The 16,243-nt window shown below is 72.5% G+C and carries 15 protein-coding genes; 3 read left to right on the plus strand and 12 right to left on the minus strand.

Annotated elements, in window-relative coordinates:
- Nucleotides 1–29: 29 nt before the first annotated feature.
- The gene (locus LG391_RS27360) at nucleotides 30–1,241 is read left to right on the plus strand and encodes a CHRD domain-containing protein (protein ID WP_225771218.1); all 1,212 of its coding nucleotides are present in this window, start codon (nucleotides 30–32) and stop codon (nucleotides 1,239–1,241) included.
- Between the two features lie 20 nt (nucleotides 1,242–1,261).
- Here the strand turns inward: LG391_RS27360 and LG391_RS27365 are convergent, their stop codons facing one another.
- Nucleotides 1,262–3,286 (minus strand): hypothetical protein, encoded by a 2,025-nt coding sequence (locus tag LG391_RS27365; protein WP_225771219.1) that lies wholly within the window; start codon nucleotides 3,284–3,286, stop codon nucleotides 1,262–1,264.
- Nucleotides 3,287–3,434: 148 nt separating this feature from the next.
- Here LG391_RS27365 and LG391_RS27370 point away from each other — a divergent pair, with 148 nt between their 5' ends.
- Complete coding sequence (locus tag LG391_RS27370; RefSeq protein ID WP_225771220.1) at nucleotides 3,435–4,226, plus strand: class I SAM-dependent methyltransferase; 792 nt, start codon at nucleotides 3,435–3,437, stop codon at nucleotides 4,224–4,226.
- Nucleotides 4,227–4,228: 2 nt separating this feature from the next.
- On the opposite strand, the gene LG391_RS27375 is transcribed toward LG391_RS27370, so the two are convergent.
- Together LG391_RS27375 and LG391_RS27380 are read right to left on the minus strand one after the other, a co-directional pair.
- Entirely contained in the window at nucleotides 4,229–4,996 is a 768-nt protein-coding gene (locus tag LG391_RS27375) for an alpha/beta fold hydrolase (protein WP_225771221.1), read from the minus strand.
- 23 nt (nucleotides 4,997–5,019) lie between these two features.
- A complete protein-coding gene (locus LG391_RS27380) occupies nucleotides 5,020–5,445 on the minus strand; it encodes a GNAT family N-acetyltransferase (RefSeq protein ID WP_225771222.1) in 426 nt (141 codons plus the stop codon).
- A 100-nt stretch (nucleotides 5,446–5,545) separates the two neighbouring features.
- Between LG391_RS27380 and LG391_RS27385 the strand changes: the two genes are divergently transcribed.
- Nucleotides 5,546–6,112 carry a GNAT family N-acetyltransferase gene (locus tag LG391_RS27385; RefSeq protein ID WP_225771223.1) on the plus strand — a complete coding sequence of 189 codons (567 nt, stop codon included), beginning with the start codon at nucleotides 5,546–5,548 and terminating at the stop codon, nucleotides 6,110–6,112.
- Nucleotides 6,113–6,115: 3 nt separating this feature from the next.
- On the opposite strand, the gene LG391_RS27390 is transcribed toward LG391_RS27385, so the two are convergent.
- The 9 genes from LG391_RS27390 to LG391_RS27430 all read right to left on the minus strand — a co-directional run bounded on the left by LG391_RS27390 (nucleotide 6,116) and on the right by LG391_RS27430 (nucleotide 15,983).
- Nucleotides 6,116–6,895 carry an SDR family oxidoreductase gene (locus LG391_RS27390; protein ID WP_225771224.1) on the minus strand — a complete coding sequence of 260 codons (780 nt, stop codon included), beginning with the start codon at nucleotides 6,893–6,895 and terminating at the stop codon, nucleotides 6,116–6,118.
- A 101-nt stretch (nucleotides 6,896–6,996) separates the two neighbouring features.
- Nucleotides 6,997–7,746: a helix-turn-helix transcriptional regulator gene (locus LG391_RS27395; RefSeq protein WP_225771225.1), complete on the minus strand. Its 750-nt coding sequence runs from the start codon at nucleotides 7,744–7,746 to the stop codon at nucleotides 6,997–6,999.
- A gap of 48 nt (nucleotides 7,747–7,794) precedes the next feature.
- Entirely contained in the window at nucleotides 7,795–8,643 is an 849-nt protein-coding gene (locus tag LG391_RS27400) for a TIGR01459 family HAD-type hydrolase (protein WP_225771226.1), read from the minus strand.
- Nucleotides 8,643–9,905, minus strand: a complete 1,263-nt coding sequence (locus tag LG391_RS27405; protein WP_225771227.1) for an FGGY-family carbohydrate kinase — start codon at nucleotides 9,903–9,905, stop codon at nucleotides 8,643–8,645. Before LG391_RS27405 ends, LG391_RS27400 begins: the two co-directional genes overlap by 1 nt.
- The gene (locus LG391_RS27410) at nucleotides 9,902–10,960 is read right to left on the minus strand and encodes a class II aldolase/adducin family protein (RefSeq protein ID WP_225771228.1); all 1,059 of its coding nucleotides are present in this window, start codon (nucleotides 10,958–10,960) and stop codon (nucleotides 9,902–9,904) included. The genes LG391_RS27405 and LG391_RS27410 overlap by 4 nt, the downstream gene beginning before the upstream one ends.
- 199 nt (nucleotides 10,961–11,159) lie before the next feature.
- Nucleotides 11,160–12,707, minus strand: coding sequence for a glycerol-3-phosphate dehydrogenase (locus LG391_RS27415; protein WP_225771229.1), 1,548 nt, complete (start codon nucleotides 12,705–12,707; stop codon nucleotides 11,160–11,162).
- Between the two features lie 4 nt (nucleotides 12,708–12,711).
- Complete coding sequence (locus LG391_RS27420; protein WP_225771230.1) at nucleotides 12,712–13,371, minus strand: class II aldolase/adducin family protein; 660 nt, start codon at nucleotides 13,369–13,371, stop codon at nucleotides 12,712–12,714.
- A gap of 15 nt (nucleotides 13,372–13,386) precedes the next feature.
- Nucleotides 13,387–14,427: a 2-hydroxyacid dehydrogenase gene (locus LG391_RS27425; RefSeq protein ID WP_225771231.1), complete on the minus strand. Its 1,041-nt coding sequence runs from the start codon at nucleotides 14,425–14,427 to the stop codon at nucleotides 13,387–13,389.
- Nucleotides 14,424–15,983: an FGGY-family carbohydrate kinase gene (locus LG391_RS27430; protein ID WP_225771232.1), complete on the minus strand. Its 1,560-nt coding sequence runs from the start codon at nucleotides 15,981–15,983 to the stop codon at nucleotides 14,424–14,426. Before LG391_RS27430 ends, LG391_RS27425 begins: the two co-directional genes overlap by 4 nt.
- Nucleotides 15,984–16,243: the final 260 nt, after the last annotated feature.

A 16,243-nucleotide genomic window follows, 5' to 3' on the forward strand; every position in this document is an offset into this window, starting at 1 on the left:
GGGCCAACATGGGAAAGGGGAGATTCGCCATGACCACCACCTTTACAGCCAATCTGGACTCGTCCCAGGAGATCGGGACGGGCAGCACCGAGACCGCGACCAGCACGGCCACGCTCTCGCTGAACACCGCCGGAACGGCCCTGACCTATTCGGTCACGGTCTCCGCCGGCATCGATTTCGGCGAGCTGATCGACGGCACGCCGCGGACGGCGGATCCGCTCGACGACGCCGTCCTGATGCACATCCACGCCGCGGCGCGCGGCGTCAATGGCGGGGTCGTGTTCGACATCCTGCCGCGGGCCATGACCGACGATGCCGACGACCTGCAGATCGTCGAGAACGGCGACGGTTCGGTCACCATCAGCGGCGTCTGGGAGACCACGGACAGCGATCCGCTGACGGCCGGCATCGTCGCCGCGCTGCAAGCGGGGGCCGGCCCGAACGACGTCTCGTTCTATTTCAACATCCACACCGCCCAGTTCGGCGGCGGCGCGATCCGCGGGCAGCTGGTCACCCGCGCCAGCGAAAACGCCGACAGCTTCGTCGGCACCGGTGCCGCCGACGTCATCGACGCCTTCGGCGGCGACGACAAGCTGCGCGGGGGCGGCGGCGCCGACAGCCTGACCGGCGGGGCCGGCAACGACCTGCTGGTCGGTGGGGCCGGCGCCGACACCCTCGCCGGCGGCGCCGGCATCGACACCGCGTATTACACCGGCAGCGCGGCCGGGGTGATGGTCGATCTCGGCGCCGGGGCGGCCTCCGGCGGCCATGCGACCGGCGACAGCCTGGGCGGCGTCGAGCAGCTCTTCGGGTCGGGCTTCGCCGACCAGCTGACCGGCAATGCCGGCGCGAACGGGCTGTGGGGCGACGGCGGCGACGACCGGCTGGCCGGGGGCGCGGGGGCCGATACCCTGAAGGGCGGCGCCGGCGCCGACACCTTCGCCTACGCCAGCACGGCCGACAGCACGGTGGCGGCCGCGGGCCGCGACACGATCAACGACTTCACGGCCGGCGACAGGATCGACCTGTCGGCGATCGACGCCAACGGCGCCGGGGCGGGGAACACCGCTTTCACCTTCGGCACCGGCGGCTTCACCGGCGTCGCGGGCCAGCTGCGGGTGGTGGCCTTGCCCGACGGCTATCAGGGCGTCTATCTCGACACCAACGGCGACAGGAACCCGGATTCCATCATCGTCGTCCTCTCCGACCACACCCTCGCGGCGGGCGACTTCGTGCTGTAGCCCGGCGGCGGGGGCGCGGATCAGTCGAGCCCGATCCGACTCGCGGCGTCCCGGAACAGGCGCTGGTCCTCGGGGGCGAACTGCATGGCCGTGAGGAAATCGGCGACGCGGTAGTGCGGCAGCGCCCGGCGGATCGCGGCGGCGTGGATACGGGCCTCGTCCGGACGGCCGGCCAGGGCCAGGGAGAAGGCGGCGATCGCCCGGATATGCGCATGCGCATTCGGGCGCGCGGCCGCCTTCATCCCCCAATCGGCGGCCTCGTCGAACCGGCCCAGCCGCACCAGGGCCATGGCGCGGGCGCCGAGGAAGCCGAACAGCAGGGGATCGAAGGGGCTGAGCCGGCGCGATCGTTCGGAGGCGGCGATCGCGGTGCCGGGATCGCCGCTCTGGGAGTGGACGAAGGCGAGGGTGTAGTGGCCCTGGGCGAAGTTCGGGCTCAGCTCGACCGCCTGCTCCAGCTCGGCGATGGACCGGCCGTGATCGCCGCGCAGCCACAGCGCCCGGCCCATGGCCCAATGCGCGGTGGGGTCGCGATCATCGGCGACCAGGCTTTGCCCGGCGGCCTCGAAGGCTCGATCGATCTCCGGGCCGCGCGGGGCCCAGCCCTGGAAGGCGCTCTGGAAATGGGTGAAGGACAGGCCGGCATGGGCCCGGGCGAAGTTCGGGTCCTGGCGCAGCGCGATCTCGAAGAAATGCCGGGCCTGCTCGTTGTCGTCCCGGGTGAACCGGTACATGTGCCACAGGCCGCGGTGATGCGCCTCCCAGGCGTCCAGGGAGTTCGGCGGCCGCAGGATGGCGCGGTTGCGCTCGATCGTCTCGATCTCGCTGTCGATCGCCGCGACGATCCGGTTGCCGATCTCGTCGAGCACCAGGAACGCGTCGTCCAGCGTCTGGTTGAACATCTCCGCCCAGACGATCCGGGCGCTGCGGGCCTCGGTCAGCTCGACCGTCACGGTCAGGCGCCGGTCCTGCCGCCGGGCGAAGCCGCTGACGACATAGTCGACATCCAGCATCCGCCCGGCGTCCTCGGCCCCGATGCGCCGGTCGCGCAGGGCGAACACGGTCCCCTGGGCGATGACGAACAGGCTGCGCAGCTTGGCCAGGCGGGTGGTGACGTCGTGGGCGAGGGCATCCGCCACCCCGTTGTGGGAGCCGGCCGCCGCCGGGTCGGCAAAGGGCATCACCGCGATCGAGGCACGGCGCGAAACGGCGAGGGCCACGTCGTCGGGGCTGCCGCCCGAGGCATCTGCGGCGGGCGGTGAGCGAATGGTGCTATCGTTGCGCGACCGCGCGGCCTGCCAGGCCCTGCGCAGGATGGTGCCGTCCAGTCCCTCGGCCTCGAACTGCCGGATCGCCGCCGCCAGATGGGCTTCGCCCTCGCGGATCCGGCCACGGCGGGCGAGCTCCTCCAGCACCAGGCCGTGCACGCGTGGATCGAAAGGCACCAGCTCCAGCCAGGCCTCCAGATGGCCGAGCCGCACCTCGTCCTGGGCGCTGGCGGCGAGATGCTCCAGGAGGGCGATGCGGCAGCCGCGGAAGCGGCGGCGCTGCGCGGTCAGCCAGCCGGTGAAGGCCGGGCTGCGCCCGATCTCCAGCCCGTCGAGGAACTCTCCGGCGAACAGCGCCGCCAGGGCCCGCAGCCGCTCGGGGGCGATCGCCGCGATGCCCTGCTGCGCCGCCAGGGCGACCTCGGCGGCGTCGACGAAGCCGTCCGCCAGGTCGAGCCGGACGGTGTCCCCCACGGTCTCCAGCCGCGGCCGGCCGGGGTCGTCGACCAGGCCGCGGATTTTGCTGAGGCACCAGCGCAGCTCGCCCCGCGGGTCGCTGGGGCCGTCCCACAGCAGCTCGCACAGCTGGCTGCGCCCGACCGGATGGGACGCCAGCGCCAGATAGGCCAGGAGGCCGCGCACCTTGCGCGATGCCGGCAGCGCGACGGCGGCGCCGTGCCGGCGCACCGCCAGCGGCCCCAGCAGCCGCAGCTCGACCGGTGGGCCGTCCCGGACCGCTTCCGCGGATTCCTCGGCAATTCCCACGCCGCCACCCACGCTCGCCTCCACGGGCGGCGGCTACGCTCCCCGGCATGGCAGAGGCCCGCACGACATCAGGGCCGACTGCCGTCACCAACGGAGAACGATCATGGCCGCGCCCACCGGGAGCATGACTCAGAACCCGCCATCCGCTCAACCTGACCTCATGGCCGTCAAGGCCCGCCAACAGGGGGCCTGGTCCTCCGGCGACTACGCCGTGGTCGGCACCACCCTGCAGATCGTCGGCGAGCAGCTGTGCGAGGCGCTGGACCTCCGCGCCGGCCAGGCGGTGCTCGACGTCGCCGCCGGCAACGGCAATGTCGCTTTGGCCGCCGCCCGGCGCTGGTGCGACGTGACCGCCACGGACTATGTGCCGGCGCTGCTGGACCGCGCCCGCGAGCGCGCCGGGGCCGAGCGGCTGGCGATCCGGTTCCAGGAGGCCGATGCCGAGGCCCTGCCGTTCGCCGACGACAGCTTCGACATCGTCGTGTCGACCTTCGGCGTCATGTTCACCCCGGACCAGGACCGGGCCGCGGCCGAGCTGCTGCGGGTGTGCCGGCGTGGCGGGAAGATCGGCCTCGCCAACTGGACGCCGGACGGCTTCATCGGCCAGCTGTTCAAGACCATCGGCCGGCACCTGCCACCGCCGGCCGGCCTCCGGTCCCCCGCACTGTGGGGTACACGCGAGCGGCTGGCGGAGCTGTTCGCGCCCGGGGCGGCGTCGATCGCCTCGGCCCAGCGGCACTTCGTGTTCCGCTACCGCTCGCCGGCGCACTGGCTGGAGGTCTTCAGGACCTATTACGGCCCGGTGCTGAAGGCCTTCGCGGCGCTGCCGCCGGAGGGCCAGGCGGCGCTGGAGGACGACCTGGTGGCCCTGCTGGGCCGCTTCAACCGCAGCGGCGACGGCACCATCGTCGTTCCCGGCGAATACCTCGAGGTCGTCGTCACCAAGGCCTGAGGTCAGCCGCGCGGCGCATCCCCCAGGAACTCCGCGATGGCGAGGCCCAGCTCCGGCTTCGCCACCGCGCTCATATGGTTGCCGGGGATGGTGACGGAGCGGCCCTGCGGCAGGGCGGCGGCGAGATCCGCGGCCGAGCCGTTGTCGTCGTCCTCGGCGCCGGCCACCACCAGGGTCGGCACCGCGATCCGCGCCAGCGCCTCGCGCGGCGTGTCGACCGAGGTTCCCAGGACCTGCAGCAGCGCCTCCGGGTCGCCGCCGACGGTCTTCAGGAAGGCCTCGGCCATCCATTCCGGCGTGCCGCGCTGGAAGCTGCCGAGGCTGGTCAGGATGCGGCGGAAATGGGCGTTGCGCCCGCCGGCGCTGACGATGCCGTCGAGCCCCATCCCAGCCACGATCGCCCGCCCCGGCGCGGCGCCGCGCACCAGCATCCGCACCACCGTCCGCCCGCCCAGCGAATAGCCGCCGAGATCGTAGTCGGCGAGGCCGAGCTGCTCGACCAGCGCCAGCCCGTCATCGGCCAGGATGTCGGGCGGATAGGCGGCGGGATCGTGCGGCTTGGCGCTGTCGCCATGGCCGCGCAGGTCCGGCATGACCACGCGATAACCCCGCGCCGCGATCGCCTCGGCATGGCCGTAGCGCAGCCAGTTCACCGTGGCGGTCGAGAAGAAGCCGTGGATCAGGACCAGCGGCCGTCCTTCCCCGACCTCGCGATAGGCGAGGGCGACGCCGTCACGGCCCTGGAACTGACGGGCGGGAAGGTCGGTCATGCCGGTTGTCCTTGTCTGCGGGGTCAGCGTTCGCGCTTGTACGAGAAGGCGTCCTTCAGCCGCGTCATCCCGGCCCGCTCGTAGAAGCCGACCGCCTCCGGCACCGAGGCCAGATACAGGCTGACCTGCGGGCCGAGCTGCCGTCGTGCCTCGTCCAGCAGGCCGCGGCCGACGCCGAGCCGCTGGGCCGAGGACGAGACGGCGAGCTCGGAGAGGTAGCAGCACCAGACCGAATCGGTGACGCCGCGCCCGACCCCCACCAGCGGCCGTCCGGGCCGGTCCAGCCGGGCGGTCACGATCAGGCTGGCGCCGTCGATCATGGCCTGCAGCCGCGGCGCGTCGTCGACCGGGCGGATGCGGCCGAGGCCGGATTCGACCAGCACGCGCCGGAACTCGGCCACGTCCAGGCCCTGTTCGCGGCCATAGAGGATGCGGGGCGTCTCGCTCATGGCCGGGAGACTGCACCATCCCCGCCGGAGTCCGGAAGCGGTTTCCGGAGCCGAAGCGGCCGCCCGGATGTTTTGATCGGAAGCAGGTGGGAGAACCGGCATGGGCTTCACCATCCATCCGCTGACGCCGGATCTGTGGCCGGCGCTGGAGGACCTGTTCGGCCCGGCGGGCGCGGTCAATGGCTGCTGGTGCATGCATGGCCGGATCGGCGCCGCCTATCGCCGCCGGCAGCGGGACGAGAACAAGGCCGATTTCCACGCGGTGGTGCGGCAAGGGCCGCCGCCGGGGCTGCTCGCCTTTGCCGACGGCGGCCTGGCGGTCGGCTGGTGCCAGCTCACCCCGCGCGCGGCGCTGCCGGAGCTGGACCGCAACTGGCGGCTCAGGAGCGTCGACGACCTGCCGGTCTGGGCGCTGTCCTGCCTCTATGTCCGCAAGGGCTGGCGCCGGCGCGGCGTCAGCGCCGCGCTGATCGCAGGCGCGCTGCGGGCGGCGAAGCGGGCCGGGGCGCCGGCGCTGGAGGCCTATCCCTTCGACGCCGCGGTCTCGCCCAGCGCGTCGGGCTCCGGCTACGCCTCGACCTTTGCCCGGCTGGGCTTCCGCGAGGTGGCCCGCCGCATCCCCGCCCGGCCTATCCTGCGGCACGATCTGGCGGGGATCGCGGGCTGAACCTCAGAGCGTGCCGGGGAAGGCGCCGCCGTCGATCAGGATGTTCTGGCCGGTGATGTAGCCGGCATGGACGCTGCACAGGAAGGCGCAGGTCGCCCCGAACTCGTCCGGATGGCCGAAGCGGCCGGCCGGGATCGCGGCGCGGCGCCGGTCGGCGACGGCCTCGGCGTCCTGGCCCGAGCGCTGGGCCGCCGCATTGATGCCGCCGCGCAGCCGGTCGGTGTCGAAGGATCCGGGCAGCAGGCCGTTGATGGTGACGCCCTTGCCAGCCATCTGCCGGGCGACGCCGGCGATGAAGCCGGTCAGACCGGACCGGGCGCCGTTCGACAGGCCCAGCTCCGGGATCGGCGCCTTCACCGCGCTCGAGGTGATGTTGACGATGCGGCCGAAGCCGCGGGCGGCCATGCCGTCGACCACCGCCTTGGTCAGGAAGATCGGGGTCAGCATGTTGGCGTCGACCGCCCTGATCCAGGCGTCGCGGTCCCAGTCGCGGAAAGCGCCCGGCGGCGGGCCGCCGGCGTTGTTGACCAGGATGTCCGGCTCCGGGCAGGCCGCCAGGGCGGCCTGCCGGCCGGCCTCGGTGGTGATGTCGCCGGCGATCGCCGTCACCCTGGCACCGGTCGCGCGGCGGATCTCCTCGGCCGTCGCCTCCAGCGCCTCGGCGCCGCGGGCGGTGATGACGAGCTCGACGCCCTCGCGCGCCAGCGCCAGGGCGCAGCCCTTGCCCAGCCCCTTGCTCGCGGCGCACACCAGGGCCTTGCGGCCGGTCAATCCCAGATCCATGGTCCGTCTCCTCCCGCCCCGGCGGCGGGTCGTGCTTCGTGCGAAGGGCGCAGGGTGCGACGTCCGGCGGCGGATGTCACCCCGGGATGCGGCGCCGGCGGTCAGAGGATCAGCAGGCCGAGGGCGAGGGCGGTGGCCACGGCTTCGCTGCGGCTGGACGCCTGCAGCTTGCGCATCGCCGAGCCGATATGCTCGTCGACGGTGTAAGCCGAAAGCTCCAGCTGGCGGGCGATGCCCTTGCTGGTGGCGCCCCGGGCGACCCGGGCCAGGCACTCGCGCTCGCGGGGGCTGAGCTCGGCGCGCTGCCGGCTGAGCCGGACGGCGATCCGCCGGGCCGCGACGGTCGCCAGGCGTCCTTCGATGGCGACGGCCCGGGTCAGATGCGGGGCGAGGGCGCTCAGGACGCGCAGCTCCTGATCCGCATAGACCGGCTGCCGGCGGGAGCGGACGATCTTCAGCGCGACCGGCTGTCCTGCCGGGTCCAGGCAATACCAGGACAGGCCGACATGGATGCGGTTGGGGATCAGCAGGTCGTTGTAGATCTCGGTCCCTTCCAGCTCCCGCACGGGCACCAGCGCGCAGTCGTCGACTGCCGTCCCGGGCGGCAGGCGTCGCATCTTCGGCCAGATCGGGTCGAGGCCGTGGTAGTAGGCGGCGTAGGACTGGTGGCAGGCGCGGTCCATGTCGATCGTGATCGCCTGCGCCGCCGGCCGCCCGTGCCAGCGCAGCCCGGCGGCCATGCCGCCGACCGCCCGGGTCGTCCGCTCGAGCAGCACCGCCCAGTCCTCGTCGCCCATGGCGGCGTCGTAGGTCCGGCCGATCAGATCGTTCAGAGCGCGTTCGTCCAGCACGGCGGATGCGGGCCCAATGCCGGGCGCCAGGCCGCGCCCGGGGCCAGACTACCAGCGGAAAGATGGCAGCAGGATGTCCGGGGTGCAGCCGACCGTCGCGAACTCGTGCGCCATCTCGTCCTCTTCCATGCCGGCATGGATCCCGGTGCGCACCAGCGCGGCGGCGGCGCCGAAGCCGCGGGCGCCGGCGACGTCGTGCTCGACGCTGTCGCCGACGCACACGACATCACCGGGCCGCTCCACCCCGGCGGTGGCGGCGGCGGGACGGTACATCAGCGGATGCGGCTTGCCGACCCAGGTGACGGTGCCGCCCAACCCCTCATACATTTCGGCGATGCGGCCGGCGCCGAAGGCGGGGCCCAGCGGGGTCAGCATGATCTTGTCCGGGTTGGTGCACAGCGCCGGCACGCCGCGTGCCGCGGCCGGGGCCAGCAGGGCCCGGTAGCTGTCGAGCGGGATCAGGTGCCCGCGGCTGCCGGCGATCAGCACCAGGTCGGCGGCGTCGCCCGTCTCGGCCTCGGCGAAGCCCAGCGTCTCGGCGAAGCCGCGATCCTCGCCGCTGGAGATGACGAGGCAGCGGGCGCCGCTGCCGGGCGAGACGGGCAGGGCGCCGCTCTGCAGCAGGGCCAGCGCCACGTCGCCCGAGGTGACGAAATGGTCGTAGCTGTCGCGGGCGAAGCCCAGCGTCTCCATCCGCCGCGCATTGTAGGCGGCGGAGCGGCCGGAGTTGGACAGCAGCACGACGTGCCGGCCGGCATCCTTCAGCCGGCGCAGCGCCTCGATCGCGCCGGGATAGGGATGGCGGCCGTCATGCAGCACGCCGTACTGGTCGACGAAGAAGGTGCCGAAACGGTCCACCAAGCCGCCGATTCCATCCACCTGCTCAATCATCGGCATCAAGACGCTCCGAGTCCTGCCAGGGCCAGCCGGGCTGTACCCTCTGCCGCGTCCTCGGACAAGGCCGGCAGGAAGGGCACGCCCAGCTGCCGGCGGCGGATCTCGGTCCAGCCGGCATTGGCGGCGCCGCCGCCGACACTGCGCAGCGAGGTCACGGCCGGCGCGCCGAGCTCGGCCAGCAGGCGGTAGGCCCGGCCCTCGATCCCGGCGATGCCCTCCAGCACGCCCTGGAAGAACACCGCATCGTCGTCCGGCCGCGGCTCCAGCACCGGCGCCAGCGCGGGATCCGCCACCGGGAAGCGCTCGCCCGGCCGCGGCAGCGGGTAATAGGACAGGCCGGTCGGCCGGTCCGGCCGCAGCGAAGCGGTCAGATCCTGCAGCCGGTCGCGGCCGAACAGCTGGGCAATCACCGCCCCGCCGCTGTTGGAGGCGCCGCCGACCAGCCAGCGGTCGCCCATGCGGTGGCTGTAGACGCCGTGCTGCGGAGAATCGACCGGTCGGTCGGACAATAATTTGATCACCAGCGTCGACCCCAGCGCGGTGACCGCATCGCCCACCGCATCCGCCCCGGTGGCCAGGAAGGACGCGCAGCCGTCGGTGGTGCCGGCGACCACCAGCGCGCCGGCGGGCAGGCCGAGCGCGATCCCTTCCGCCCCGACCGGGCCCACCGGCGTGCCGGGCGCCACCGCTCGCGGCAGGGCGGCGGGATCGACGCCGAGGCCGAAGATCCAGTCCGGCCAGCGCCTGGCCACCGGGTCGTAGCCGGTCTTCAGCGCGTTGTTCTCGTCGGTGACGTCGAAGCGGCCGGACAGGCGGCCGGCGATCCAGTCGGCCTGGTGCAGCACCCGCACGGCCCCCGGCCGCCGCAGCAGCACCAGGGCGCGTGCGAGGGCGGAGCTGCGGCCGCGGGCGGCGCTGCCGGCCGGGGCGGCGGCGTCGATCCGCGCCACCACCGCATCGTCCGGACAGGGATCGTTGTACATCAGCGCGGTCCCGACCGGCCGTCCGGCCGCGTCGGTCGCCAGCACGGTGCCGGAGGTGCCGTCGACCGACAGGGCGCCGACCGTGGACAGGTCGGCCTCCGCCGCCAGCCGGCGCAGCGCCGCGATCGTGGCCAGCCACCACATTTCCGGGTCGCGCGGGTCCAGGCCCGGGCTGTCGGTCGACATCACGCCGCGGCCGACCGGGCGGCCGGCGGCGTCCACCGCCACCGCTCGCACGCCGGAGGTGCCGACATCGATGCCGATCGCGCGTGCGGTCATGCTCGCCCCTCCCGCTGGCTCAGCGATTGCCGGTACTGCTCCGCATCCCACTGCGTCAGCTCGTCCACCTGGGCCTGGGTGAAGGCCCGGACCGGGACGCCGGCCGGCACCCGCCCGGCGACGTCGGCCAGGCAGCGCGCCATCTCGTCCGCGCCGCGCAGCACGCCCTCGTGCAGCACCACGCCGCGTCCCGGCACGCCGACGATCGCCGGGGCCCGCGGCCCGTCGCCCAGCGCCGCCAGCTCGGCCGGCGTGCGGGCCGTGGCGAGCGCGGCGCCGAGGAAGATCACATGATCGGGGTAGAAGGCGCCGGCCGTGGCCAGGGCCAGGCTGCCGGGATCGGTCGCGGCGTCATGCGCCACCGGATCCTGCGGCAGCCGGTAGGGCGTGCCGCGGGCGAGCTCCGCCAGGGCGTCCGGCTGCGCGGCGGGGGAGGGGCGGCGGGGCAAAGCAAGGGCGGCGCAGACCCGGTCCAGCAGGGCACCCGCCTCATCGAGGCCGTTCGCGGCCACGACCAGCCCGTGATTGCCCAGCACCACGACATTGGTCGCGGGGCGAAGCCGCGCCGCGATCGCCTGCGACAGGGTCAGGCCCGGCTTGCAATAGGGCACGAAGGCCCAGTCGACGCCGGGCAGCCCGTCCAGCCGCTCGGCCAGCCGCGCCTCGGCATCGGCGCGGATGGCCAGCGCGATGGTCGAGACGCAGTGGACATGCAGCACGACCGTGAACGGAAAGACCGCATGCACCGTGGTCTCGATCGACGGCCGCAGCCCGCGCGGGTTGTGCTCCGCCACCACGAAATCGCGGGCGGTCTCGGCGGCGGGATCGCCGTCGCGCATCGCCCGCAGCAGCGGGTCCAGCCGCACCGGCACCAGGATCTCCTCATCCTCCGCCCGGGCCAGCCAGGTGCCGGACGCCTTGATCCACATCGTGCCGTCGCGCTTCAGCGAGGTGTTGCCGCCGGCGGCCTGCACGCGGTCGGGGTCGCGGCCGAGCTTGGCGGAGAGTGTCCGCAGGGCGCGGAGATCGGGATCGGTCGACGGGTCGAGGGTCATGGGTGGGGCTCCCGAACCGGCAGATAGAGTTTTGCGTTGCCTCTCCCGCTTGCGGGAGAGGTCGGGCTCGCGGAGCGAGACCGGGTGAGGGGATTTTGTCGAGGCCGGTGCCAGCCCTCACCCGGACGTCCTGGCGGACGTCCGACCTCTCCCGCCAGGCGGGAGAGGCAAAGCGTTGGCTCTTGCTTCAACCAGTCCATCACCGTCTCGCCGCCTGGGCAGCCGGCGCCGGTGCGGCCTCGAGCCATGCGGTGAACGCTTCGGTCTCCGCTGGCGACAGGTGCAGCCCGTGCTTGGTGCGGCGCCACAGGATGTCGTCGACGTCCTCGGCCCATTCCTGGGCCCGCAGCCAGGCGACCTCGCGCTCGTACAGCAACCCGCCGAAATGCCGGCCGAGCTCGGCGAGCGACCGGACGCCCTCCAGCAGCGCATCAGCCCGGGTGCCGTAGAGCCGGCCGTAATGCAGCGCCAGATCCTCCGGCAGCCACGGATGCCGCCGGTGGAACTCCGCCAGCCAGCGCTCGAAATCGGCGCCGGGCATGTCGCCGCCGGGCAGGGGCGACGACGCGGTCCAGGCGGGGCCCATCGCCGGGAAGAACGGGCGCAGCCGGTCCAGCGCATGCTCGGCCAGCTTGCGGAAGGTGGTGATCTTGCCGCCGAACACCGACAGGATCGGCGCCCGGCCGCCCTCGTCGACGACGTCGAACACATAGTCGCGGGTGACAGCGGAAGGATTGGCGGCGTCGTCGTCGAACAGCGGCCGCACCCCGGCGAAGGAATGCACCACGTCCTGCGGCCCGATCTGGCGCTGGAACGCCCGGTTCAGCACGCCGCAGAGATACTCGACCTCCGCCGGGTCCACCGCCACCGTGTCAGGGTCGCCGGTCTGCGGGATGTCGGTGGTGCCGATCAGCAGGTAGCCGTTCTCGTATGGGTTGATGAAGATCACCCGCTTGTCGGTGTTCTGCACCAGATAGGCCTGCGGCCCGTCATAGAACTTCCGCACCACGATGTGGCTGCCGCGCACCAGCCGGATCTTCTTGCCGGACTTCAGTCCTGCGGCGCCGGTCAGCACCTTGTCGACCCAGGGGCCGGCGGCGTTGGCCACGGCGCGGGCGACCACCTGCCGCTCCGCCCCGCCGCCGGCCGGGCGCAGCACCGCGTGCCACAGCCCGTCGCGCCGTCGCAGCGACACGCATTCGGTGCGGGTCAGGATCTCCGCCCCGCGCTCGGCCGCGCCGATCGCGTTCAGCACCACCAGCCGGGCGTCGTCGACCCAGCAGTCGGAATATTCGAAGCCGCGGCGGAAGCGGTCCTGCAGCGGCTTGCCCTCCGGGTCGCGGTGCAGGTCCAGGCCGCGGCTGGCCGGCAGCTTCTTGCGGCCGCCGAGATGGTCGTAGAGGAACAGCCCCAGCCGCAGCAGCCAGGCCGGGCGCAGAAAGCTGTCATGCGGCAGCACGAAGCGCATCGGCCAGATGATATGCGGCGCCGCGGCCAGCAGCACCTCGCGCTCGATCAGCGCCTCCCGCACCAGCCGGAACTCGTAATATTCGAGATAGCGCAGGCCGCCATGCACCAGCTTGCCGCTGCGGCTCGACGTGCCCTCGGCCAGGTCGCCCTTCTCGCACAACAGCACTGACAGGCCGCGCCCGGCCGCGTCGCGGGCGATGCCGGTGCCGTTGACGCCGCCGCCGACCACCAGCAGGTCGACGACGGCGCCGTTCCTCTGTCCCGTCCCGTCCGCCATCCGCTCAGGCCGCCTGCTGCTTCGGGCGCGGGCCGTAATCCTTGAACTTTTCGATCACCCGGTCGATCTCGTCGTCCGGCAGGCATTTCGGCCCGCCCAGCATCAGCGTGTAGACATATTGCTTGGCCAGGGTCTCGACCTCGACCGCCAGCCACATCGCCTTGCCCAGCGTCGGGCCGGTGGCGATCAGCCCGTGGTTCGCCAGCAGGCAGGCGGTGCGGTCCTTCAGCGCCGCGATCGCATGCTCCGACAGCTCCGGCGTGCCGTAGGTGGCGTAGGGCGCGCAGGGGATCGAATTGCCGCCGCCGCAGGCGATCATGTAGTGCAGCGCCGGGATCTCCTGGTGCCGGATCGCCAGGATGGTCGAATACATCGGATGGCAGTGGACGATGGCGTTCACCTCCGGCTTGCGGCGGTGGATGTCGAGATGGAAGCGCCATTCCGAGGACGGGCGGTGCTCGCCATGCTCCCAGCTGCCGTCCATCCTCATGGCGACGATGTCGTCTGGCGTCATCTCGTCATAGGGCACGCCGGTCGGGGTCACCAGGATGCCGTCGCCCCAGCGGGCGCTGATGTTGCCGGAGGTGCCCTGGTTCAGCCCGTTGGCGTTCATCTGCCGGCAGGCTTCGACGATCTTCGTGCGCAGCTCGAGTTCGGTGGTCATGGCGTTTCCTAAGGGTCAGCAGAGGCGGAGCAGGGGCTCGCCGGCCAGGTAGCGCCGGACGTCCTCGGCGATCAGGCCCGCGGCGTAGGTGACGGTCTTCACCGAGGCGCCGGCGATGTGCGGGGTCAGGGTGACGTTGGGCAGCTTCAGCAGCGGCCAGTCCTCCGGCGGCGGCTCGACCGCGAAGGTCTCCAGCATGGCGCCGCGCAGCTTGCCCGAGACCAGCGCGTCGTAAAGCGCGTCGTAGTCGACCAGCGGGCCGCGCGCGGTGTTGACGAACACCGCCCCATCCTTCATCGCCGCAAACGCCTCGGCGCCGATCATGCCGGTGGTCTCGGCGGTCACGCGCGGATGCAGGGTGACCACGTCGCTCTCGGCCAGCAGGGTCTCCAGCGCCACCTGCTGCACCCCGTCGGCGCTGTCGGCGGGGTCCAGCTGGACATAGGGGTCGGTCACCAGGATGCGGCAGCCGAAGGCCTTCAAGAGGCGCACCACCTTGCTGCCGACATGGCCGTAGCCGATGACGCCGACCGTCATCTCCGACAGCTCGCGGCCGGTGATGTCGGCGCGGTACAGGTCGCCGCGCCATTGGCCCTGGGAGAGGGAGGTGTGGCCGCGGGTGATCAGCCGGGTCTCGGCCAGGATGGCGCCGATGGTGAACTCGGCCACGGCGCTGGCGTTGCGGCCGGGGGCGTTCACCACCTTCACGCCGCGCGCCTTGGCCGCCTTCATGTCGATGTTGACCGGCCCGCCGCGGCTGACGCCGATCAGTCTGAGGTCCGGCAGCCGCTCCAGCATCCCGGCCGAGACCGGGGCCAGATGGGTGACCAGGATCTCGGCATCGCCGATGAAGCCGACGATCTCGTCCGGGTCGCCCATGAACTCCTTCAGCCCGTCCAGCCCGGTGCCGGCATAGCCATGCACCATCGGTTCGTCCGGCCAGGGCTGCTCCAGCGTCCGGATGTCGAGCGCGGCCGGAATTTTCTCCAGCGCTTCCACGAACAGGCTGGGCAGCATGAAGCGGTCGCCGATCACGGCAACGCGACGTCCAGTCATCCTCGGGTCCTCAGATCTTCCAATGCGTGCCAGACCGGGCGCAGCGCCCGGTAGCTGGTTCGGTATTGCGGGAACAGGCGGTCGTACTGCGCCACGAGATCCGGGTCGGGCACCTCGGCCTCGGCCAGCAGCGGCGTCACCCAGCGGGCGCAGGCGGCGTCGATGTCGGGCAGGATGCCCAAGCTGAGCGCCGCCACCATGGCCGCGCCGGCGGCCCCGACCTCCTCGCGCTTCACCAGCCGCACCGGCGCATTGGTGGCAGCGGCCAGGATGCCGCGGACGGTGGCGCTGCGCGCGGCGCCGCCGGCCAGGCGGATCTCCGCCGGCGTGCCGCCCACGGATTCGTAGCAGTCGCGGCTGGCGAAGCCGAGGCTCTCATAGATCGCGCGCAGCAGGTCGCCGGCGCCGGCGGTGCCGGACAGGCCGATCACCGAGGCGCGGGCGGCGCTGTCGACGAACGGCCCGCGCTCGCCCGCCTCGGCGATGAAGGGGTGGTAGAGGAGGCGTCCCGGTTTCGCCGCCGCGGCCTTGGCGTCGAGCAGGCGGATCAGGTCGGACCGCTTCGGCAGCGTCGCCCCGGCGGCCTCCGCCACCTCCTCGACCACGCCGCACAGCCAGTCGATGTTCAGCGTCGCCGCCATGTTCGAGACCATGGAGACATAGCTGCCCGGGGTGACGAAAGGCATGGTGTAGCCGACCTCCTCGCCCAGGATCACCCGGTCGGCCCCGAACACGAGGCGCATATGCGCGCCGGTCGAGCCCAGCACGGTGAAGCCGGCGCGCCCCTCGGGGTCGTAGAGGCCGGAGCCGAGGGCGCCGCACAGCAGGTCGACCGGGGCCAGCACCACCGGCGTGCCGGCGGGCAGGCCGGTCGCGACCGCGGCCTGGGGTGTCAGCGCCGAATTCCGGAGGGCGCCATCGACCATCGGCGGCAGCAGCCGGGCCTCGTCCTGCAGGCCGAACAGCTCCAGCACCTCCGGCGCGTACTGGCGGGTGCGGTAGTCGCCGAAGGTGAAGGTGCCTTCCGAGACGTCGGTCGCCCGCTCGCCGGTCATCCGGAAATACAGCCAGTCCTTGCAGTGGAAGGCGGTGGCGGCGCGGGTCAGCGCCTCCGGCCGGTGCCGCTTCAGCCACAGCAGCTGGCCGGATTGGTTCGACATGTTCAGCATGGTGCCGGTGAAGCGCTGCACCGCCTTCGCCGTACCAGTGCGGTGCAGCTCGGCCACGATCGGGCCGGACCGTCCGTCATGCCACAGCATGGCGCGGCCGACCGGCTCGCCGTCGCGGTCGATCAGCCAGGTGCCGTCGCCCTGGCCGGTCACGGCGATGCCGGCCACGCGCAGGCCACGCGCCTCCAGCTTCGCCGCCAGCTCGCGCAGCACCGCCGCGGCGTCGTCCCAGGTGCGGCCGAACTCCTGCTCCATGCCGCTGCCGTCGACCGGGATCGTGGTGTTCGGCCGCGCCGCATGCTCGACCGGCGTGCCCTCCAGGTCGAAGGCCACGGCCTTGACCACCGATGTGCCGGAATCGAGGCCGATCAGGACGTTCTTGGTCATGCGACGCCCCTGGATGTCGAACGATCCCGCGTTGCCCCTCCTGCAAGCGAGTCGATATTCACACATCGATCGGCAACGCCGACGGCGGGCGTGCGAACAGATTGCCTCTCCCGCTTGCGGGAGAGGTCGGACATCCGAAGGATGTCCGGGTGAGGGGATAGCGGCCTTACCGGAAGTGCTGCTTTGCCGCGAGCGAGCGTCTGATCCTCCCGGTTCTGAAACGCTGATTCTGATGTCGCGGCCGAGCCGCCCTCACCCGG

Origin of the sequence: Inquilinus sp. Marseille-Q2685 (genome assembly GCF_916619195.1) — a bacterium.
GTDB lineage: Bacteria > Pseudomonadota > Alphaproteobacteria > DSM-16000 > Inquilinaceae > Inquilinus.